The organism is Novosphingobium mississippiense (assembly GCF_044029535.1).
Taxonomy (GTDB): domain Bacteria; phylum Pseudomonadota; class Alphaproteobacteria; order Sphingomonadales; family Sphingomonadaceae; genus Novosphingobium.
Map to the genome: position 1 here is coordinate 2,545,925 of NZ_CP147001.1, position 21,288 is coordinate 2,567,212.

The 21,288-nt window shown below is 65.2% G+C and carries 14 protein-coding genes; 7 read left to right on the plus strand and 7 right to left on the minus strand.

Features of this window, described 5'->3' with window-relative positions:
• Window positions 1–143: 143 nt before the first annotated feature.
• Window positions 144–1,133: an ABC transporter substrate-binding protein gene (locus tag WBP06_RS11995; protein ID WP_395327874.1), complete on the minus strand. Its 990-nt coding sequence runs from the start codon at window positions 1,131–1,133 to the stop codon at window positions 144–146.
• Window positions 1,134–1,585: 452 nt separating this feature from the next.
• On the opposite strand from WBP06_RS11995, the gene WBP06_RS12000 reads away from it, so the two are divergent.
• Window positions 1,586–2,833 (plus strand): LysR substrate-binding domain-containing protein, encoded by a 1,248-nt coding sequence (locus WBP06_RS12000; RefSeq protein ID WP_395327876.1) that lies wholly within the window; start codon window positions 1,586–1,588, stop codon window positions 2,831–2,833.
• Between the two features lie 258 nt (window positions 2,834–3,091).
• On the opposite strand, the gene WBP06_RS12005 is transcribed toward WBP06_RS12000, so the two are convergent.
• Window positions 3,092–4,963: a hypothetical protein gene (locus WBP06_RS12005; RefSeq protein WP_395327879.1), complete on the minus strand. Its 1,872-nt coding sequence runs from the start codon at window positions 4,961–4,963 to the stop codon at window positions 3,092–3,094.
• Between the two features lie 317 nt (window positions 4,964–5,280).
• On the opposite strand from WBP06_RS12005, the gene WBP06_RS12010 reads away from it, so the two are divergent.
• Window positions 5,281–7,557, plus strand: a complete 2,277-nt coding sequence (locus WBP06_RS12010; protein WP_395327882.1) for a TonB-dependent receptor — start codon at window positions 5,281–5,283, stop codon at window positions 7,555–7,557.
• A gap of 69 nt (window positions 7,558–7,626) precedes the next feature.
• Here the strand turns inward: WBP06_RS12010 and WBP06_RS12015 are convergent, their stop codons facing one another.
• From WBP06_RS12015 to WBP06_RS12030, 4 genes are all read right to left on the minus strand, one after another.
• A complete protein-coding gene (locus tag WBP06_RS12015; protein ID WP_395327883.1) occupies window positions 7,627–9,366 on the minus strand; it encodes a tannase/feruloyl esterase family alpha/beta hydrolase in 1,740 nt (579 codons plus the stop codon).
• Between the two features lie 146 nt (window positions 9,367–9,512).
• Window positions 9,513–11,303: an acyl-CoA dehydrogenase C-terminal domain-containing protein gene (locus WBP06_RS12020; RefSeq protein WP_395327886.1), complete on the minus strand. Its 1,791-nt coding sequence runs from the start codon at window positions 11,301–11,303 to the stop codon at window positions 9,513–9,515.
• A 55-nt stretch (window positions 11,304–11,358) separates the two neighbouring features.
• Window positions 11,359–13,683 (minus strand): 3-hydroxyacyl-CoA dehydrogenase NAD-binding domain-containing protein, encoded by a 2,325-nt coding sequence (locus WBP06_RS12025; protein ID WP_395327889.1) that lies wholly within the window; start codon window positions 13,681–13,683, stop codon window positions 11,359–11,361.
• A complete protein-coding gene (locus WBP06_RS12030; protein ID WP_395327891.1) occupies window positions 13,680–14,816 on the minus strand; it encodes a thiolase family protein in 1,137 nt (378 codons plus the stop codon). The genes WBP06_RS12025 and WBP06_RS12030 overlap by 4 nt, the downstream gene beginning before the upstream one ends.
• A gap of 188 nt (window positions 14,817–15,004) precedes the next feature.
• Here WBP06_RS12030 and WBP06_RS12035 point away from each other — a divergent pair, with 188 nt between their 5' ends.
• The 5 genes from WBP06_RS12035 to WBP06_RS12055 all read left to right on the plus strand — a co-directional run bounded on the left by WBP06_RS12035 (window position 15,005) and on the right by WBP06_RS12055 (window position 19,920).
• On the plus strand, window positions 15,005–15,439 hold the full coding sequence (locus WBP06_RS12035; protein ID WP_395327894.1) for a DUF2147 domain-containing protein: 435 nt from the start codon (window positions 15,005–15,007) through the stop codon (window positions 15,437–15,439).
• Window positions 15,440–15,571: 132 nt separating this feature from the next.
• Window positions 15,572–16,870: an OmpP1/FadL family transporter gene (locus WBP06_RS12040; RefSeq protein ID WP_395327897.1), complete on the plus strand. Its 1,299-nt coding sequence runs from the start codon at window positions 15,572–15,574 to the stop codon at window positions 16,868–16,870.
• Window positions 16,870–18,612, plus strand: a complete 1,743-nt coding sequence (locus tag WBP06_RS12045) for a long-chain fatty acid--CoA ligase (protein ID WP_395327900.1) — start codon at window positions 16,870–16,872, stop codon at window positions 18,610–18,612. The genes WBP06_RS12040 and WBP06_RS12045 overlap by 1 nt, the downstream gene beginning before the upstream one ends.
• 53 nt (window positions 18,613–18,665) lie before the next feature.
• Window positions 18,666–19,079, plus strand: a complete 414-nt coding sequence (locus tag WBP06_RS12050) for a MerR family DNA-binding transcriptional regulator (RefSeq protein WP_395327903.1) — start codon at window positions 18,666–18,668, stop codon at window positions 19,077–19,079.
• The gene (locus WBP06_RS12055; RefSeq protein WP_395327906.1) at window positions 19,072–19,920 is read left to right on the plus strand and encodes an acyl-CoA thioesterase; all 849 of its coding nucleotides are present in this window, start codon (window positions 19,072–19,074) and stop codon (window positions 19,918–19,920) included. The genes WBP06_RS12050 and WBP06_RS12055 overlap by 8 nt, the downstream gene beginning before the upstream one ends.
• Window positions 19,921–20,111: 191 nt before the next feature.
• Here WBP06_RS12055 and WBP06_RS12060 read toward each other — a convergent pair whose 3' ends face one another.
• Window positions 20,112–21,272: an isovaleryl-CoA dehydrogenase gene (locus tag WBP06_RS12060; RefSeq protein ID WP_395327908.1), complete on the minus strand. Its 1,161-nt coding sequence runs from the start codon at window positions 21,270–21,272 to the stop codon at window positions 20,112–20,114.
• Between the last annotated feature and the right edge of the window lie 16 nt (window positions 21,273–21,288).

Here is a 21,288-nt window from a genome sequence, read left to right on the forward strand (position 1 = left end):
AAATTGTATTGCCAATCTCACCCCGTCGTCCCCGCGAAGGCGGGGACCCCGCTTGTTCTTCCGGCCTTGCACTGTGGGGCAGAAAGGAAGCGGGGCCCCCGCCTTCGCGGGGGCGACGGGTTTATGGTTGCAACGCTAAGCTATCAAACGCGCACTGGCGCCTTGGCGGGATCGACGAACAGTTCTTCCATCGTCATGCGGCGCGGGGTCAGGCCCTGCTTGAACGCGGTCTGCTCCAGCGCCTCGATGGTCGCGCGGTTTTCCTCGATGCCGTAGGGCAGCGGGTCGGCACCGACGATCTCCTGCAGCGCGCGGTACTTGTCCGCACCATTTCCGGTCGCCTCGCCCGAATTGAGCTTGGCCAGCCATTCGTCCTTGGCGCGGGTGAAGGCATCGTTCAGCGAACGCGCGATCCACGGGTGCTGCTCAAGAATCTCGTCCTTGACGACGATGGTGCCGTGCATCGGATAGACGCCGGTGCGGGCATAGTATTCCGCCTCGGCCTCCGCTGCATTCGGGATCAGATCGACATACATGCTGGTGTCGACTTCCTGCCAGCCGCCCGTGGGCGCCCCGGTGCGGCCGATGCCGGCAGCGGCTTCGACGCCGGCCTGGATCTGGTCGCTGGCCATCATGTCCGCCAGCGACACGCCCTCGGGGGTGTGCTGCACATTGGCGGGGAGCTGAAGCTGCGTCACGTGCTCCTCGTCATCGACGATCCAGGTGACCTTGTCGTTGTCCATGCCGTATTCGTCGATGAAGACCTGGCGGATCCACACGCCGGTGGTCACCGAATAGGCGCGCACGCCGACTTTCTTGCCTTCCAGATCCTTCGGGTGGCGGATGCCCGAATCCGGCTTCACCAGCATGCCGCCGTGGTGGAAGCGGCGCACCACGAAGATCGGCAGCGCCTTGAACGGGCGGCCATAGGCGCGGGCAATGATGTACGTGGTGGGCGCCAGTTCGCAGACGTCGAATTCCAGATCGCGCACCATGCGGCGGAAGGCGCCGATCTGCGGCTTCACGGTGACGAATTCGGCATCGACGCCTTCGATCTCGATGCTGCCATCGCGGATCGCGGCAGTGTGCGGATGGTCGGCAATCGCCAACTTCAGGCGGACTTTCTGGCTCAAGGTCGCTCTCCTCGGGGATGAGTTAAGACGGCTATCGGCGTTTGCTGCAACGTCCGATGCCGGTTGACCCGCGAAAAGCGCCCAGCCCGGTTCCAAGTCAACGCGGCCCCATCCCGAACCGGTCGGCGCGAGCACACAATTTATAGAGGTTGCCCCCTCGGCACAGGGGTCGTGCGATAGAATTCGCGCTGTGCGGGATATAAATGCAGCGCCGCGTGCAATAGGTTCACTGACAGGACTGTCGCAGGATGATGCGGTGCAGACCGCGCCATCGCCGAAAAGATTCGCAGCACAAGTGGCTGACTTTCGCGGTTTATTGCACAACAATTGCCCATTCAGGATCGAGCGGCCGCTCCGCTTCTGTCGCAACCGCGAAGGCCGAAGTGATAGCTACACCCGTTGCAGGCCTGATAAATTTCGCGCTAGGTCCGATGGGGAGAGAGGATCACAACATGACCGATACCGCGAGTCCGAAGACCCCGGGCCATGAGCGCGCCCAGAGCCTGAGCTTCCGCCAGCTTCGCCTGTTCGAAGCGATCGGCGATCTCAAATCGGTGCGCCGCGCATCGGAGGCATGCAGCCTGTCGCAGCCCGCCGTCACCCAAGCCCTTGCCAAGATGGAAGCACAGCTTGGCGCCACGCTGGTCGACCGGCGCGCCAGCGGCAGTTACCTCAACGAATTCGGCATGGTGTTCCATGCTCGCGTGAAGCGCTTCTTCGAACAGGCCGAGCGCGCGGTGATCGAGATCGGCGCCGCTGTGAATGCCGACGGCGCCCGCGCGATCGTCAACCGCCTTACCCGCTCGCAACTGCGCACGCTGGTCGGCGTGATGGAATACGGCTCTTTCGAGCAGGCGAGCGAGTGCTTCGACATTTCCGCCGCCTCGCTCCAGCGTGCCGCGCGCGATTTGCAGGGGAACCTGCGCGTCTCGCTGTTCTACCGCACCGCCGCCGGCATGCTGGTCAGCCCGCAAGGGATCAAGCTGGGCCAGATGATCAAGCTGGCGCTGCAGGAAATCGAATGGGGCGTGGCGGAAATCGACGCTGCGCTGGACGGCACCAGCACCCCCATCGTGATCGGCGCGATGCCCTTCGGCGGCAGCGTCCTGCTCGCGTCGGTGCTCGACCAGTTCCTGGAAAAGTACCCCAGCGCCGACATCCGGATCATGAACGAAAGCGCGGTCGAAATGACCAAGTGCCTGCGCGCGGGCGAGGTCGATTTCGTGGTCGGCCTGCTGCCAGAGGAAGTGGCGCCGGGCCTCGTCTGCGAACCGCTGATCGAAACGCCCTATGCCGTGGTGGCCCGCGCCGGCCATCCGCTGACCCGCGCCGGCAAGGTCTCGGTAGACGAACTCAAGGCCTACGACTGGATCACCGGCACCCCCGGATCCAGCCGCCGTGCCTGCTTCGACCGGATCTTCGAGGGCACTTCGGGCCCGCAAACGCACGTTGCCACGTGCGCGCTGCCGATCATCCGTCACCTGCTCAAGCGGTCCGACCGGCTGACGCTGATGACCACCTATGAATTGACGCACGAGGAAGGCCTGCGCACCCTGCACTGCACGCAGATCGAAGCCGTGCCGGCGATCGGCGTGACCACGCGTGAGGACTGGATGCCCACCCCGGTGCAATCCGCCTTCATCGACGCGATCCGCGCCCATGTCTGCGCCCCGCCGACGCCGTTGCGGCAGGTGGGGTGACGTTTGGGGCTGCGAGCGATTCCCACTTTCGGCCAGTTCCGAACGTAGCACCACCAAACCTCGTCGTCCCCGCCCTTCGGCCGGCCTGCCGGCCAGCCGAAGGGCGGGGGCGACGGGGTGGTTTGGGACAGGCCAATTCGGCAAACGCTGGTGCCGTTCCTCGACAGCGCGTTGAAACCCGCCTGAATCCACGAAAAAAGGGAGGACCGCCAAGGCGAGTCCTCCCTCAAAGTTTACCCCGTCAAGGGAGAGAGCTTTTCAGATCAAAGACTTGTCGATGTAAAGAGGCATTGAGTCCTCCCACTTGCTGTCGGTCAGCAGGCGCTTGTTCGCGCCATCGGCGTCCATGACGTAAATCTGGCCATATTGCTGGAACGTATTGTCGTAGAGCGCGGCCTCATCGCGGAAGCCATGTTCGGAGCCGGACCACATGATGCGGCCGTCCGGCGACCATACGGCGTGGCCGTCGCTGGCCTTGCTGGTGGTCAGCTCGCGATAGTCCGAACCGTCCGGCTTGATGGTGCAGACCTGATAGTCCTTGTCGTCCACCTTGCGGGTGAAGACGAGGCGCTGGCCGTCGGGCGACCAGCCCGGCAGGTTGTCCAGCTTGTCCGTCAGTACGCGCACCTGCTTCGTTTCCAGATTCATCACGCGCAGGCCGCGTTCCTCGCTCTGGCCCCAGACGCGGAACACCAGTTCCTTGCCGTCGTGCGAGAAGCTGGGGAAGCCGGAATGCAAGGTGCCGTCGGTCAGCACCTCAAGATCGCTGCCGTCCTTGCGCACGCGCACGACCACCGCCTTGGCATAGCTGCGTTCGGCGAACCAGGTGCCGACGCCGAAAGCCAGCCACTCGCCATCGGGCGACCAGCAGGGTTGGAAGGCGCCGGCCAGCCCCTTCTGGACCATCTGGGGATTGAGGCCGGACTTGGTATTGTCGAACACCACGCGACGTTGCGACCCGTCGGGCTTGCAGGTGACGATGGAGGACGTGCCGGTCTGCTTCTCCGTAAAGGCCAGCATCCCCTGGTTGGAGAGGATCGGGAACACGTCCATGAAGCGATAGTCGTAGTCCGCGTCCCAGCTGTAGAGCGGCTTGTCCAGCGGGCGGACGGGGCGGAATTCCTGCACTTCGTAGATCACCGACTGACCATCGGCGGTCCACTGGGGCGAGCGCAGGCCCTTGCGCTTGAAGCCGGGGCGGCCGGACGTATAGGCGATCCCCTCATCCGGGCCGCCCTTGATGACGTAGCCGATCTCGTCCTGCGTCACGTACTGGGGCGAGACTTTCAGATTGCCGCCGCGCGTATGTTCGATGCGCGCGCCGGTCTCCACCTCGACCGAGACGATCTGCGAATCCACGCGGCCGATCCATTCGGGACGGCGGGCGCCCCAGGTGGCCTCCGTGGTCAGTTCGTAGAAGACGATGCGCTTGCCGTCGGGCGACCATGAAGGCGAACCCTGGCACCAGTTCTTGCGCGAGGATACCTTGGCAAAACCCGTGCCGTCAGGACGGATCTTGTAGATCGACAGTTCCTGCGTGTGCTCCCAACCCCGGTTCTCGTCATGGCCGCGCCAACTGGTGTTGGTGTCGCTGGAAAAGGCGATCCACTTGCCGTCGGGCGACCAGGCTGGGCGGAAATAGCAGTCCGGGCTGTCCGGATCGCCCTTCACCTCGCCAATGCCGGTCAGCTGCCGGATTTTGCCGCTGGCGATGTCCATCACCCAGACATTGGCCTTGTAGCCGTTGCGGGTGGACACGAAGGCCAAGGTCTTGCCATCGGGCGAGATTGCGGCGGCATCGTCCACGCTGGAGCCGCCGGCCACCGTCCTGATCCCGGTGCCATCGCCCTTGGCCACGAACAGGCTGGAATTGCCGTCGCCCAACCGTTCGGAGGTGAACACCATGCGCGCGCCATCGCGCGACAGGCGCACGTTGTAGTCATAGGCGCTTTCCGCCAGCACCTTGCGCTCGCCCGTGCCGTCCAGCCCGGCCACGTACAGTTCGGACACCGAAGGGGCGATGCGGTTCATCATCATCACGCCCTTCTTCGTCGGCACCGGCTTGGCGATGCCGACCTGGCTGAGCAGCACGGATGCCGGAACCACGGCCAGAAAATCTCTGCGTTTCACTTTCGAACTCTCCCTGCAAATCCCAGGTTGCCGTTTTGGGGGCTTCGCAATTCCTGGCCGGGCTGGATGGCCCGTTTCCTGTGCAGGCATTTGCATTAGGGCAGCGCCCGGGGCTTTGCATCATGGCGGTCGTTGAAGTTATCGGCGCGGCGCGAGTGCCTATAGCCGCACGCCGTTCTTCCCGGATTACATCGGCCCCACACCGCTGCTGCCGCGCAGGCAATCCCTGCACGCGCCGAGATAAAACGACGGCCCGGCAACGGCGGAGGGGACAGAATCGCACCGGCACGGATGAGGCCGGGAACTGGGAGGAAACGATGACACACCACAAGACATCCATGAACCGCCTGCTGCGCCATGCTCTGCTGGGGGGAGCGGCAACCATGGCACTGCTTCCGCAGGTCTCTTTCGCGCAGGCAACCGGCGATCAGGCCAATAGTGGCGGGGTCGAGGAGATCATCGTCACCGCCCAGAAGCGTGACCAGTCCGCGCAGGACGTGCCGATCGCGATCACCGCGCTGAACAACGAACAGTTGCAGAGCGCAGGCGTGCAGAGCACGCTGGACCTGAAGGCCACCGTGCCCGCGCTGAACATCACCACCGGCACCGGCGGCATCGGCCTGCCCCGCATCCGCGGCATCGGCGCGACGGGCCAGGGCCCCAGCATCGAGAACCCGGTCGCGGTCTATGTCGACGGCGTCTATTACGGCGCGTCGTTCGGCATTCTCCAGTCGATGTACGATACCGATCAGGTGGCCGTGCTGAAGGGCCCGCAAGGCACGCTGTTCGGCCGCAACGCCACCGGCGGCCTGATCCAGACCACCACCTTGGGCCCCAGCTTCGACTGGAAGGGCAAGGCGGAAATCGGCTACGGCAATTACGACACGATCCATGCCGCCGGCTACGTTTCGGGCGGCCTGACCAAGACCGTGGCGATCAGCCTGTCCGGCCAGTACGACAACCAGCAGGACGGCTTCGGCAAGAACCTCTACACCGGCAACGACATCCAGACATCGAAGTCCTGGGGCGGTCGCGGCAAGCTGCTGTGGCAGCCGAGCGACGCCACCAAGGTGCTGCTGTCGGGCGATTTCAACGGGCGCGATGCCGCTGCGCCGGCCTTCCGCAACTTCACGCTGAACGCGCTGGGCGTGAACGTGCCCGCCGCGATCACCGCGCTGGGCGGCGATCCGCACCGCGACATCCTAGCCGACGTCGATCCCAAGATGTCTACCCGCGCCTGGGGCACCAGCCTGACGGTGGAGCAGGACGTCGGCTTCGCCACGCTGAAGAGCATCACCGCCTATCGCCATTCGACGTTCAGCTACAACTTCGATCCGGACGGCACGACGATGCCGCGCATCATCGTGGACAACCACCAGTTCGACAAGCAGTTCACTCAGGAAGTGAACCTGATTTCGAAGGAAGGCGGCCCATTCAAGTGGGTGCTGGGCGGCTTCTACATGCACGATAATGCCGGCAACGACGGTTCGCGCACGACGGGCATCTTCACCTTCGGCAACAACGGCTATTCGCAGGACGACAACTCGGTCAAGCTGGACTCCTACGCCGGCTTTGCGGAAGGCACCTATACCTTCGGCTCCTCCACGAACCTGACTGCCGGCCTGCGCTTCACCAGCGACCATCGCTCGCTGGACGCCACCGTCACCCAGTTCAACGGCAACGTGCCGCCCGCCGGGCTGACCACGGTGACGACGATCCCTTCGGAAAGCCACACCTTCAACAAGCTGACCTGGCGTCTCTCGCTGGACCATCGCTTCTCGCCCGAGCTGTTGGCCTATGCCAGCTACAACCGGGGCTTCCGCGGCGGCACCTACATCACCCAGTCGACGCCGATCGTGCTGCTGAAGCCGGAGCAGGTCGATGCCTTCGAAGTGGGCATCAAGTCCGACCTGTTCGACCGCAAGGTGCGCCTGAACGTCGCCGGCTATTACTATGACGAGAAGAACATCCAGGTGATGCAGGTCATCTCCGGCGCGCAGACCGTCTACAACGCCAATGCGGCGGAAATCTATGGTCTGGACGCCGACGTGACCTGGCGCGTGACCCATGCCTTGCGCCTGTTCGGCGGCCTGAACTGGACCCACGCCCGCTATACCGACTTCGATACGGCGGTGATCTCCACCCCCTATCCGCTGCCGGCCGGCTTCGTGATCCCCACCGGGCAGACCTGCCTTGGCACGCTGGGCAATCCCTACACCCAGCTGGGCGGCAACTGCCTGCTGATCGGCGATGCCACCGGCAACAAGCTGCAGAACACCCCGACGTTCACGGCCAGCCTGGGCGGTTCCTACGATCTGGAAACCGGCATCGGCCGGTTCACGCTGGCGGGCAACTATTACTACAACTCAGGCTATGTCGGTTCGCCGGACGAGCGCGTGAAGCAGAAGGCGTACAACACCGCCGATGCCTCGCTCACCTGGCATTCCACCAACGACAACCTGTTCGTGCGCCTCTGGGGCAAGAACCTGACCAACGCCTTCTACTGGGGCCAGATCGGCGCCACCAACAGCGGCGACAATGGCACTTATGCCGCGCCGCGCACTTACGGCGTCACCGCAGGGTTCGACTTCTGAAGCCCAGCCTGCCGCTGAAATGATCCACCCTCATGGCCGGAGTCCCCACGGACTCCGGCCATTTTTTCATTACTGATCGACGAAGACGTAGGGGGCGAACAAGTCCGTGCCCTGCCAGTCGCGCGCGGCCACCACGTGGGTGGAGGCGCTGCGCGTCCAGCTGGCCGCGTCGGTATAGCTGCCCGATCCGGTGTGGCTGGCAATGGCGGGCCAGGGATAGACGGGGCGCGTCATCTCCGGCCGATCGGAGGCAGGTTCGGCGGCGGCGGGCGGCGGGCTGCCGGCGATGCCCTGCGGCTGGCCGAAATTGCTGCGGTGGCGGGTGGTGCCGGTCATCAGTGCCTCCGGCGCGTGGCCGCTTTCCACCCAGACCATCATCGCGGTCAGCAGGTCGATGCTCGCCAGCCCTTCCCCCCCGCCGCAATGGCCGACGCCGGGCAACAGGTAGAGCCGTTCGAAGCCGTTGACCTTGCGGCCGCCCATCGTCGACAGCATGGCCTTCTGGTACGAAACCGTCACGGCCGGCGCGATATGCTGATCGGCAAGGCCGTGCCAAAGGATCAGCTTGTGCCCCTTGGCGGCAAAGGCGCTCAGGTCGGGATTGGTGGCATCGAACAGGTGATGGCGCGGCCGCAGCGCGTCCAGCGTCTCCCGCGTGAACGCAAGATCCGCCAGCGTCGCATCGGGGCGCGGCTCGGCAAAGGCGAGGTAGCGCATCACCGGCGGCACCACCATCTGGCTCATCATCCGGCCTTCGCGGTTGGGCACGAAGACGCCGGGCCATTCCAGTTCGGACCCGTAGAGCGGCTGCCCGGCCGTCAGGAACGCCCGCGTCTGCGGATCGCGCGGCCCTTCGTAGAACTTGCGCGCCACGTCGGCCTCGGGCTGGGTCAGGCAGTTGGACGTATCCGTCGCGCCCGTTTCGCAAGTGACGCTGTCCACATCGAAACGGCAGGCGGCGGGCAGCGAGATCAGCCCGTCAACCACGCCATCGTTACGGTCGCAGGCGGCGATCACCGCCTTGTGCAGGATCGGCAGGCGGTCTGCCAGAAGGATGGGCTGCCCCGCCGCGTCCAGGTTCGAACGCGCCATCCAGCCGTGGTAGAGCGTGTTCTGCACGGTGAAGAGCATGGCCGGGGCACCGGCAATCACCCCGTCGAAATCGTCGGGGAAGCGCTGCGCCTCCATCAGCGCCTCTCGCCCACCGTCGGAGCAGCCGTTGAAATAGGAATAGCGCACTTCCTGCCCGTAGAACGCGCGGATCAACGCCTTCGCCGCCTGGGAGGTGATATGCTGCCCGCGCCATGCAAAGTCCGCCCGGCGTTGCGGGTCCAGGCCCCATGCCCCGTCGCTCTCCGCCATGGTATGGCCCATGTCCGTCGCGGCCATGACGAAGCCACCATCGTTCAGCACCTTGCACCCGTCCGAAGCGCCGGACCGCAAGGTGATCGCACCGCAGAGGCCGCCGCAGCCCACTTGCAGATAGCGCTGGGTCCACGTCTTCAGCGGCATCAGCACATGGAAATTGACCGCGGGGGCCAGCGTGCCTTTCACCGAGCAGACGTCGATCCCGTCACTGGTGGTTTCCGTGGCCGAAGTGATCTTGCTGCCCGCGCCGCCGATCGCGGTCATGTCCGTGCCGGTCAGCGATCCGCAGGTGACCACGGGCGCAATGGCGGCCAGATCGGCCGGGCCGCGATTGCGGGTGGTCGCAGCCGGCGCATCGCCCAGGCCAGAGCAGCTTGCCAGCACCAGAATGGCAAACAGGCCGGCCACAAGGCCAACAATCCGATCCCACGCGCGCGCCATGTCGTCTCCCGCATAACGACGAAGGGGACGGAACGCCTGGGCATCCCGTCCCCCCGTTGGGAGCACTTAAATGAAATTCGCCGGCCGGCGGCAACTGAAAAACGGGTAATGTTGTTTCAGCCTGCCTCCGGTCGTCGCGTCCGCGATCAGAACATGTCCACATCCAGCGCCATCATCGAGGCCTTGCCCGACTTGATGGCCAGGAACGCGGCGGTCGCCTGCGGCAGCAGACGGTCGAAGAAGAACCGCGCGGTGCCGATCTTGGCGGTGTAGAACGCGGCGTCCTCGGTGCCCTGATCCAGCTTGGCCTTGGCGATCAGCGCCGCCTTGGCGAAGGTGTAGCCCATGGCGACGAAGCCCAGCAGGCGCAGGTAATCGGTGGCCGCGGCACCGGCTTCCTCGGGGTCCTTCATGCCCTTCTGGGCAATCGTGCCGGTGGAAAGCTGGAGCGCGCCGAAAGCCTTCTCCAGACCCTCGATCATCTTGCCGAAGGTCTCGTCCGCCTTGTTCGCCTCGATGAAGTCAGAGACGGGGTGGAAGAACGAGCGCAGATAACGCCCGGCGTGGGCGGGCATCTTGCGGCCGACAAGGTCGAGCGCCTGGATGCCGTTGGTGCCTTCGTAGATCATGGCGATGCGGGCATCGCGCACGAACTGCTCCACGCCGCTTTCGGCGATGTAGCCATGGCCACCGTAGACCTGCACGGCCAGATTGGCGCTTTCATAACCGCAGTCGGTGAAGAGCGCCTTCACCACCGGGGTCATCAGCGCGATGAAGTCTTCCGCGCGGGCCTTCACGGCTGGATCGGTGGCGTGCTTTTCGGCATCGAGCGCGCGGCTGACCCAGGCGCCGACAGCGCGGCTGCCTTCGTTATAGGCGCGCGCGGTCATCAACATGCGGCGCACGTCGGGGTGGACGATGATCGGATCGGCCGGCCCCTTGGGATTCTTCACGCCCGACAGCGAACGGCCCTGCACGCGCTCCTTGGCGTACCACACGGCCGACTGATAGGCGGCTTCGCCCACGCCAAGGCCCTGAATGCCCACCGAAACGCGTTCGGTGTTCATCATCTTGAACATGGCTTCCATGCCCTTGTTCGCGGTGCCGACCAGCCAGCCGATCGAATCGTCGAAGTTGAGCTGGCAGGTGGCGGAGGCCTTGAGGCCCATCTTGTGCTCGATCGCCGCGACCGAAACGCCGTTGGACGGGCCGGGCGTGCCGTCTTCCTTCGGCAGGTACTTCGGCACCAGGAACAGGCTGATGCCCTTCACACCTTCCGGCGCATCGGGAAGCCGGGCGAGGACGAGGTGGATGATGTTCTCGGTCAGGTCGTGTTCGCCCGCCGAAATGAAGATCTTCGCGCCGGAGATCTTGTAGTTGTCATCACCCTGAGGAACGGCCTTGGTGCGCAACATGCCAAGGTCGGTGCCGCAGTGCGGCTCGGTAAGGCACATCGTGCCCGACCAGGTGCCTTCGACCATCTTGGGCAGGTAGGCCTGCTTCAGCGCGTCGCTGGCATAGCCCTCGATCGCGGTGGTCGCGCCGTGGGTGAGGCCGGGATAGAGGCTGAACGACAGGTTGGAGGAGCAGATCATCTCCTCGGTCAGCTTGTTCAGCGCTTCGGGAAGGCCCTGCCCGCCCCATTCGGGATCGGACGCCAGCGCGCACCAGCCGCCTTCGCGGAACATGTCGTAGGCTTCCTTGAAGCCCTTGGGCGTGCGGACCACGCCGTTTTCCAGCGTGCAGCCCTCGATATCACCGCTGCGGTTCAGCGGCAGCAGGACTTCCTGCGCCACCTTCGCGGCTTCTTCCAGCACCGCGTCGACAAGGTCGGGGGTGAATTCGGCCAGCGCTTCGAGATTGCCGAAACCGTCATCGGTGTGGAGTTCGTGGAGCACGAACTTCATGTCGCGCAGGGGCGCTTCGTAGACTTGCATGTCACTCTCCTCGCGCGCGCCGCCGGATCACCGACGGGCGCGCATTCATACCTTATCAGTTACGCAGCGGCTTGCCGGTTTCGAGCATGTGCTCGACGCGGGCGACCGAGCGGGCATCGCGCAGGCGCCCCATGAAGGCGTCGCGCTCCAGCTTGAGCAATTCGCCCTCGCTCACCGTGTCGACGAGGTCGAACTCGCCGCCGGTCAGCACATCGGCCAGAATGCCGGAGACGACCACGTCGTAGTCGGTCGCCATGCCGCGCTTGTGGAAGCCTTCGACCGCAAGGCCGAGCGCCGTGCGGCCACCGGCGCCGGGCAGCTTGAACTCGGGCGCTTCGGGCGGGGTATAGCCCTCGACGAGGCTGAGCGCCTTCTGCTTGGCGTCATGCAGCAGGCGATCGCGGTTCATCGAAATGCCGTCATCCTTGCGCAGGATCATCATCTCGCGCGCCTGCTGGGCAGACTTCGAGACTTGCGCGGTCGAGACCATCTCGAACACCTTGGCCACCGCCGGCATCGGGCCCTTGGGCATACCGGGCGCCTTGCGCCAGCGGTCGATCATCTCGCCATTACCGCCCCAGCCCGGAACGAGGCCGACGCCGCATTCCACAAGGCCGCAGTAGAGTTCGGCATGGGCCTGGATCGCGTCGCAGTGGAGCAGAATCTCGCACCCGCCGCCGAGCGCGAGGCCGGCCGGTGCACCGACCACCGGGAACGGCGCGTACTTCAGGCCCTTGTAGGCCAGCTGTCCGCCCGCCACGAGCTTCTCGATCTCACCCCAGGCGGCGATATTCACCGCGAAGAGTGCGAGGCCAAGGTTGGCGCCTGCCGAGAAGGTGTCGGCATCGTTATAGACGACCAGCGCCTTGTACTGCGCGGCGATCAGCGGGATGGCCTGCCCGATCAGCTTCATCACTTCGCCGTCGAGCGCGTTCATCTTGCCGGTGAATTCAAGGCAGACGACGCCGTCGCCAATGTCCCACAGCGCGGCGGAGGCATTGCGGATGATCGGCTTGGACGAAAGCTTTACGTCGGCCAGACGCATCACGCCTTCGGGGCGGACGATGTCGCGATATTCGCCGTCGAGGCCCAGGAACTGGCGCTTGCCGTTCTCGATCCGGTAGAACGTGCGGTCGCCCGCCACGGTCAGGATCGCGGGCACGGCCTTGCCTTCGGCGGCAAGGCGTTCGGCGAGGTATTTGGCGCCGAGCGTGTCGATCATCTCGAACGGGCCGGCCTTCCAGTTGTAGCCCAGCTTCATCGCATCATCGACGGCAACCACGTCCGAAGCGGCATCGGGCACCAGGCTGGCGGCATAGGCCAGCGTATCGCCCAGCACGGCCCATGCGTAGGCGCCGATGTCGCCCTTGCTTTCGACCAGTGCCTTAAGGTCGCCCTTGGCGGCGGCGCCGCGCGGGCCCGGCACCTTGATCGACGGACGGTATTCGCCGCTCTGAAGGTCGATGGTTTCCTTGCGGCGACCGGCCTCCTTGTTGATGCGGTAGAAGCCGCCCTTGCCCTTGCGGCCGGTATAGCCCTCGCCGATCATCTTGTTGATCAGCGGGATGTCGCGGGCGATCCCGTGGTAGAGGTCACCAGCGGGTAGCGTCGAGGTGAGGCTGGCCTGAAGGTGCGGCATCAGGTCGATGCCGACCAGGTCGACAAGGCCGAAGATGCCGGTCTTGGGCACGCCCATCGGCTTTCCGGCAATGGCGTCGGCCAGTTCGACGGTGATGTCCATGTCGAACGCGGCGTTGAGGCCCAGCTGGATCCAGTAGGTGCCGATGCGGTTGGCGATGAAGCCCGGGGTGTCCTTGGCCTTCACCACCGTCTTGCCAAGCGAGACGTCGGCGAACTGCTCCACCTTCGCGGCAACGCCGGCGTCGGTCGCCGGGCCGGTGACGATCTCCAGCAGCCGCATGTAGCGCGGCGGGTTGAAGAAGTGGGTGATCAGGAAATCGCGCTTGAACGCGTCCGAACGCCCTTCAACCAGATGGGCGAGCGGGATCGTCGAGGTGTTGGACGAGACGGCAGTGCCGTCACGCTTCACCGCTTCCAGCTTGGCGTAAAGGCCCTGCTTGATGTCGAGACGCTCGATCACCGCCTCGATCACCCAGTCGCACTCGGCAACCTTGTCGAGGTGGTCTTCGATATTGCCGGTTTCGACCAGCTTGGCGGCGGACTTGCTCATGAACGGCGCAGGCTCGGTCTTGAGCATCTTCGCCACGGCGCCTTCGGCCACGACGTTCCTATTGGTCGCGTCCTTGGGAACGATGTCGAGCAGCAGCACCGGCACGCCGGCATTGGCGACCTGAGCGGCGATCCCGGCACCCATGGTGCCGGCGCCGATCACGCAGACTTTTTTGATGGTGTCGCTCATTCCACCGACTCCAGGATCGTGGCGATGCCCTGACCGCCGCCGATGCACTGGCTGGCGAGCGCGTACTTGCCGCCTTCGCGCTTCAGCAGCGATGCCGCCTTGCCGACGATGCGTGCGCCGGTGGCGCCCAGCGGGTGGCCGATGGCGATGGCGCCGCCGTCGATGTTCACCTTGGCAACGTCGAGGCCCAGGTCCTTGATGCAGGCCAGCGCTTGGCTGGCGAAGGCTTCGTTCAGTTCCACCACGTCCAGATCGCCGGCTGCGATGCCCGCACGCTCAAGCGCCTTCTGGCTGGAAAGGATCGGGCCAAGGCCCATGGTTTCCGGCGCGCAGCCCGATACCGCGACCGACTTGATGCGGGCCAGGATCGGCAAGCCGTGGGCGCGGGCATATTCCTCGGTGGTGACGAGCACGGCGCTGGCGCCGTCAGTCAGCGGCGAGGAGGTGCCGGCAGTCACTGACCCTGCCGCATCGAACGCGGGCTTCAGGCCGGCAAGGCCTTCGGCGGTGGTTTCGCCGCGAATGGTGCCGTCTTCGCTGACGATCCCGCCCTTGGTCTGGATCGGCACGATCTCGTCCGTCAGCTTGCCGGCGTCACGCGCGGCGGCGGCCTTGTGCTGGCTGGAGACGGCCAGCGCTTCCTGATCGGCGCGCGAAATCTGGTACTTGGTGGCGACGTTCTCGGCCGTCTCACCCATCGACATGTAGGCGGCGCTCTTCGCCGCCAGCGCCGGGTTGGGCAGCGGGTTGAAGCCCATCATCGGCACGCGGCTCATCGATTCGACACCCGCGCAGACGAAGACTTCGCCCGCGCCGATGGCGATCTGGCCCATGGCGTAGTGGATCGAGCTCATCGAAGAGCCGCAGAAACGGTTCACGGTCATGCCGCCGACCGAGATCGGCAGGTCCGCCAGCAGCGCCACCAGACGCGCGATGTTGAAGCCCTGCTCGCCTTCCGGGAACGCGCAGCCGACGACGACGTCTTCGATATCAGCAGCTTCGACGCCGGTCTTGGAGATCAGGCCGCGAATCACCTGCGCGGCAAGGTCGTCGGGACGAACACGGGCCAGCGCGCCCTTGTTGGCCAGATGGAAGGGCGAGCGGGCGTAACCCGCGATCACGACACTTTTCATGCATTCTCTCCGTCGGAGCCTCACACCCCACCACCCATCGGGGGGCGTCACCGTTCTTCCCTAAGGGTGCAATTCTTTCCCTATACGTCAAGCAAATTTTCGGTTACGACTTCGGGATACCTCACCCTAAGGGCGCAGTCCCCAGGGTACAGAAGGTGCCCGATGGAGAGTTGATGGAGAGGTCGCTCATGAAACTTTGGAAACCCGTGGGGACGGCACTGGTTGCCGCACTCCTCCTCACGAATCCGGCCTTTGCGGCCAGTGCCGACCAGATCGTCGGCAAGTGGCGCACGCCTTCCAAGCACGGCGTTATCGAACTCAGCCGGTGCGGCGAATCGGTGTGCGGACACATCGTCGATTCGGACGGCATCAAGGCCAATCCCGACTTGCGCGACGTGAACAACAAGGACGCCAGCCAGCGCAGCCGCAAGCTCAAGGGCATGCAGATGGTGGGCGGGTTCAAGCGCCAGGGCAACGAGTGGGTCGAAGGCCAGATCTACAATCCCGAAGACGGCGGCACCTACAAGGCGACGATCACGCCGGTGGACGCCAACACGCTCAAGCTGAAGGGCTGCATCGTCTGGCCGCTGTGCAAGACGCAGACCTGGACGCGCATTCCCTGACATCGACACGGCCCGGTGCAACCGAAATCGCGGTGCCCGGTTCTGACGCAGGGAAATAGAGGCTGCCCGCACGTCCCCTGATGCGTGGCCGCCGGATCGAAGGTTCAGGGAAGGAATACAAGGGAGATGAAAATGAAAAAGATCACGGGCCGTATCCTGCTGGCGAGCACTGCTTCGGCCATGGCATTCGGCGCCGCCGGCGCTGCCCATGCGCAGGCCTTCTATCTGCAGGAACAGTCGGTGCGCGCACAGGGCCGCGCGTTTTCGGGCGAAGCTGCCGACACCGGCGTCGATTCACTCTGGTGGAACCCTGCAGCGATCGGCGGCCTTGAAGGCGGCCAGGCATCGGTGCACGCCAGCGTGATCATCCCCAAGGGCAAGGTCGTCGATGACGGCACGCTGATCGTGCGTCCCGGCCAGGCCCCCGCTTCGGTGGGCGGCAACCCCGTCGCCAAGAACCCGATCAACAACGGCGTGCTGCCCTCCGGCGCGATCGCCTATGGCTTCGGCAAGGTCGCCTTCGGCCTGACCGTCACCTCGCCCTATTCGTTCACCACCAACTACGATGCCGACAGCTGGGCCCGCTATTCGGCGGACAAGACCAAGCTGCGCACCATCGACATCCAGCCCAGCGTCGCGTTCCAGCCGATCGAAGGCCTCTATCTGGGTGCCGCCGTGAACGTCGAACATGTCGATGCCACGCTGGGCAACTACCTGCCCAACCTCTCGCCGCTGCTGGCCGACGGTCATCAGCAGCTGAAGGGCAGCGGCTGGGATGTGGGCTGGTCGGTCGGCGCCCAGTACCATAACGGCCCCGCCTCGATCGGCGTCGCCTACAAGTCGGCGATCAAGCACAAGCTGGACGGTTCGCTGACCATCGACGGCCTGCTTGGCCCGCTTGCCGCGCAGAACATGACGCTGAACACCTCGGCCGAATTCACCACCCCGTGGCAGGCGATCATGTCGGCCCGCGTGAAGGCCACCAAGCAGCTGACCGTGAACGCGCAGGTCGTGGCCTTCGGCTGGAGCAAGTTCGACACCATCGACCTTGGCGCCCCGGTCAACACCTCGATCCCCGAGAACTACAAGGACGGCTTCTCCTACGCAGTCGGCCTGGACTACGACGTCAGCCCGAAGTGGACGGTGCGCGGCGGCGTCCAGTACGGCGAAACGCCGACCAGCAGCGGCGATCGTGATGCCCGCGTGCCGGACAGCAACCGCTGGAACTTCTCGGCCGGTACCACCTACAACATGAGCAGCAAGATCGCGATCGACGCGGCCGCCTCGTACATTTCGTTCAAGGATGCCCCGATCAATCGCCTGACCGCCGCCTATGCCGGCACCGTGGTCCAGACCCCGGTCCTGACCAACGGTTCGCTGCAGGACGCCTATGCGATGGTCTTCTCGCTCGGCGCACGGGTGGCGTTCTAATGAGCACTGCGGCGACGATTGACGACAACGCTCCCGTGAATGGAGGTATTTTGGAAACGCCCCTCTCCTCCAATGCGGATGAAATGCCGCCGATCTCGCCGCGCCTGCTTACCGATCTGCTGGACCATGCCGTGGAAGCCCACGGCGCCTGGCCGGCGATCGACTTCATGGGCCGCAAATGGTCCTATGCCGAAGTCGGCGACCTCGCGCGGCGCGCCGCGCGGGGTCTCCAGGACCTGGGCGTCGTCAAGGGCACGCGCGTCGGCCTGTGCCTGCCGAACACGCCCTATTACGTGGTCTGCTACTTCGCGATCCTGCGCATCGGCGGGATCGTGGTGAACTTCAACCCGCTCTATACGGAGCGGGAGATGGCGCATCTGGTGAAGGATTCGGGCGCCGAAATCATCATCGCCTCCGACCTGGCGCTGTCGCTGCCGAAGATCGAGCCGCTGGTCGGCTCCACCAGCTGCGGCGGCGCGCTGAAGCGCGTGGTGGTCTGCCCGATCGCCGATGCCCTGCCCAAGATGAAGGGCCGCGCCTATCGCCTGCTGAAGCGCAAGGACATCGCGCACGAGCCGCACGACCTGCGCTTCATCCGCTTTGCCGACCTGATCGCCCGCAATGCCGATCCCGATCCGGTGGAGCGTTCGCCGATGGATCTGGCCGTGCTGCAATACACCGGCGGCACCACCGGCGTGCCCAAGGGCGCCATGCTCAGCCATGCCAATCTTGCCGCGAACTCCGCGCAGATGATCGCCCATGTCGGCCACATGCCGGAAACGCAGGAGCGCACGCTGGGCGTGCTGCCGCTGTTCCACGTCTTCGCGCTGACCACGGTGCTGAACTACTCGGTCGACACCGCCGCCGAGATGATCCTGCTGCCGCGCTTCGAGATGAAGTCGTTCCTGGCCACCGCCAAGCGTACCAAACCCACGCAGTTCTTCGGCGTGCCGACGCTCTATACCGCGCTGAACAAGCAGGAACTCCATGGCGAGTTCGATCAGGTGCGCGTCTGCATCTCCGGCGGCGCGCCGCTGCCGCTGGAAGTGCGCCAGCGCTTCGAACAGCGCACCGGCGTGCGCGTGGTGGAAGGTTACGGCCTGTCCGAAGCCTCTCCCATCATCGCCTGCAACCCGCTGGAAGGCCTGGTGAAGGACAACTCCTGCGGGCCCGCCTTCCCCGGCACCGTGCTGGAAATCCGCGATCCCGACAACACGCACAAGGTGCTCGGCACCGGCGAGCGCGGCGAGGTCTGCGCGCGCGGCCCGCAGATCATGGCCGGCTACTGGAACCGGCCGGAGGAATCGGAAAAGACCTTCATCTTCGGCGCCCTGCGCACCGGCGACATCGGCTATCTGGACGATGACGGCTATCTGTTCCTGGTCGACCGTATCAAGGACATGATCCTGTGCGGCGGCTACAACGTCTATCCGCGCGTGATCGAGGATGCGCTCTACGAGCATCCGATGGTGCACGAAGCCATCGTGATCGGCGTTCCCGATGCCTATCGCGGGCAGAGCCCCAAGGCCTTCGTCGCGCTGCATCCGGGCGATGTGCTGGACGAGGCGACGCTGATGGCGTTCCTGCGCGATCGGCTGAACAAGATCGAAATGCCCAGCGCCATCGAATTCCGTGAAACCCTGCCCAAGACGCTGGTCGGCAAGCTTTCCAAGAAGGAACTGGTCGAGGAAGAGGCCGCCAAACGCGCCGCGTCGGAATCGGCCCCGGAACAGGCATCATGAACGGCATGGGGGCAGCGTTGAACGGGGACGGGCCACAGGGTGAAAGCGGGGGCATGCCCTCAGCCGACATGCTGGGCATTCAGGAAGCCGCCACGCAACTGGGCGTGACGATGCGCACCTTGCGCTTCTATGAGGACAAGGGCCTGATCGCCCCGCACCGCGCCGGCACCACGCGCATCTATTCGAAGCGCGAGATGGGCCGGATGCAGCTGATCCTGCGCGGCAAACGGCTGGGTTTCTCGATCCGCGAGATCAAGGAATTCCTCGACCTCTACGACGTCGATCCCGAACATCAGGAACAGGTTCGCCAACTGCTGGCCCGTATCCGCGACCGTATCGAGGAACTGCGCCAGCAGCGCACCGCGATCGAGCAGACGCTGGAGGAAATGCTCTCCATCGAACGCCAGTCGCTGGCATGGCTGGACGGGTCGCCGGTGAAGCCGGTGAAGAATGCCTCCGATGAGTGAGGCTGCGGTGACCGATCTCGTCGGCCTGCTCACTGTCGAGGAGATCGACACCGGCATCTTCCGGGGCGCAGCCTCCGCCGAACAGCCGGGCCGCGTCTATGGCGGGCAGGTCGTGGCGCAGGCCCTGGCCGCCGCGGCGCGCGGGATCGAGACGGACCGGCAGGCCCATTCGCTCCACGCCTATTTCCTGCGCGCGGGCGATGCCGGGCGCCCGATCATCCATCGCGTGCTGCCCGATTTCGACGGCAACAGCTTCTCCAACCGCCGCGTCGTCGCCATGCAGGGCGGCAAGCCGATCCTGAACCTGGCCGCCTCGTTCCATCGCCCCGAAGAGGGCCTTGCCCACGCGGTGCCGATGCCGGACGTGCCCGCGCCCGAACGCTGCCCAGACTTCAAGACCGCCCTGGCCGCTGCCGGGCAGACGCTTCCCGCCTTCCTGCTGGACCGGCTGGCCGCCTTCGACATCCGCCCCTGCCCGCCACTGCCTCAGGGCGACCTGCCGCTGCGCTGCCAGTGGTTCCGCATGGCCGCGCCGATGGGTGACGATGCGGTAATGCAGCGCGTCGTGCTGGCCTATGCCAGCGACTTCGCGCTGATCTCCACCGCGCTGATGCCGCATGGCATGGGCTTCTTTTCGCCGGGCGTTTCGGGCGCCAGCCTGGACCATGCGATCTGGTTCCACCAGACCCCGCCGATCGACGACTGGCTGCTCTATGCGATGGACAGCCCCTGGTCCGGCCACGCGCGCGGCTTCGCACGCGGCGCGATCTATTCGCGCGACGGGACGCTGGTGGCGAGTGTGGCGCAGGAAGGCCTGCTGCGGGTGAAGCCGCAGGGTTGAGGCGCGGGAGGCAGATCATCCCACCGCCCGCCCCGCACCACTGCGCTTCAAAATCTCACTCGTCGCCCCCGCGAAGGCGGGGGCCCCGCTTTCTTCTTGCCACGCACGCAACGAGAAGCGGGATCCCCGCCTTCGCGGGGATGACGGAGATTTATGTGATAGCGCGTTGAGCGATCGGATCGGGAGCGAACCTAGGCCCCGATCAGTTCCCGCCCGATCAGCATCCGGCGGATCTCGTTCGTACCCGCGCCGATATCCAGCAGCTTGGCATCGCGCAGATAGCGTTCGACCGGCCAGTCCTTGGTATAGCCCGCGCCGCCCAGCGCCTGCACCGCCTCGCCCGAAACGCGGAAGGCATTCTCGCTGGCCAGCAGGATCGCGCCCGCCGCGTCGAAGCGGGTGGTCTGCCCGGCATCGCAGGCCCGCGCCACGGCATAGACATAGGCCCGCGCCGATTGCAGGGCGACGTACATGTCCGCGACTTTGGCCTGCATCAGCTGGAACGTGCCGATAGCGGTGCCGAACTGGCGCCGTTCCCGCACATAGGGGATCACGGTGTCGAGGCAGGCCTGCATGATGCCGATCTGAAGGCCGGCCAGCACCACGCGCTCGTAGTCGAGGCCGCTCATCAGCACTTTCACGCCGCCGTTCAGCGGGCCCATCACGTTCTCGGCAGGGACGAAGCAATCGTCGAACACCAGCTCACACGTGGGCGAGCCGCGCATGCCCATCTTGTCGATCTTCTGGCCGATCGAGAAACCGGGCATGTCCTTCTCGATCAGGAAGGCGGTGATGCCCTTCGATCCGGCCGCGGCATCGGTCTTGGCATAGACCACCAGCACATCGGCATAAGTGCCGTTGGTGATCCAGAACTTGGTGCCGTTCAGGCGAAACCCGCCCTCTACCGCATCCGCACGCAGCTTCATGCTGACGACGTCGGACCCCGCGCCCACTTCGGACATGGCCAGACTGCCGACGTGCTCGCCGGAGACCAGCCCCGGCAGGTACTTCGCCTTCTGCGCGTCGTTGCCCCAGCGGCGGATCTGGTTGACGCAAAGGTTCGAATGCGCGCCGTAGGACAGGCCGACCGAGGCAGAGGCGCGGCTGACTTCCTCCACCGCGATCACATGTTCCAGATAGCCGAGCCCGGTGCCGCCCCACTCTTCCTCCACCGTCAGGCCATGGAGGCCAAGCTCACCCATCGCCGGCCAGAGTTCGCGCGGGAACCAGTCCTCGGCATCGATCTTCGCGGCCAGCGGCGCGATCTGTTCGTCGGCGAAGCGGGCGACGCTTTCGCGGATCATCTCGGCGCTTTCGCCCAGTGCGAAATCGAAATCGGGGGTGGCTTTCATCGTATCTTCCCAAAAT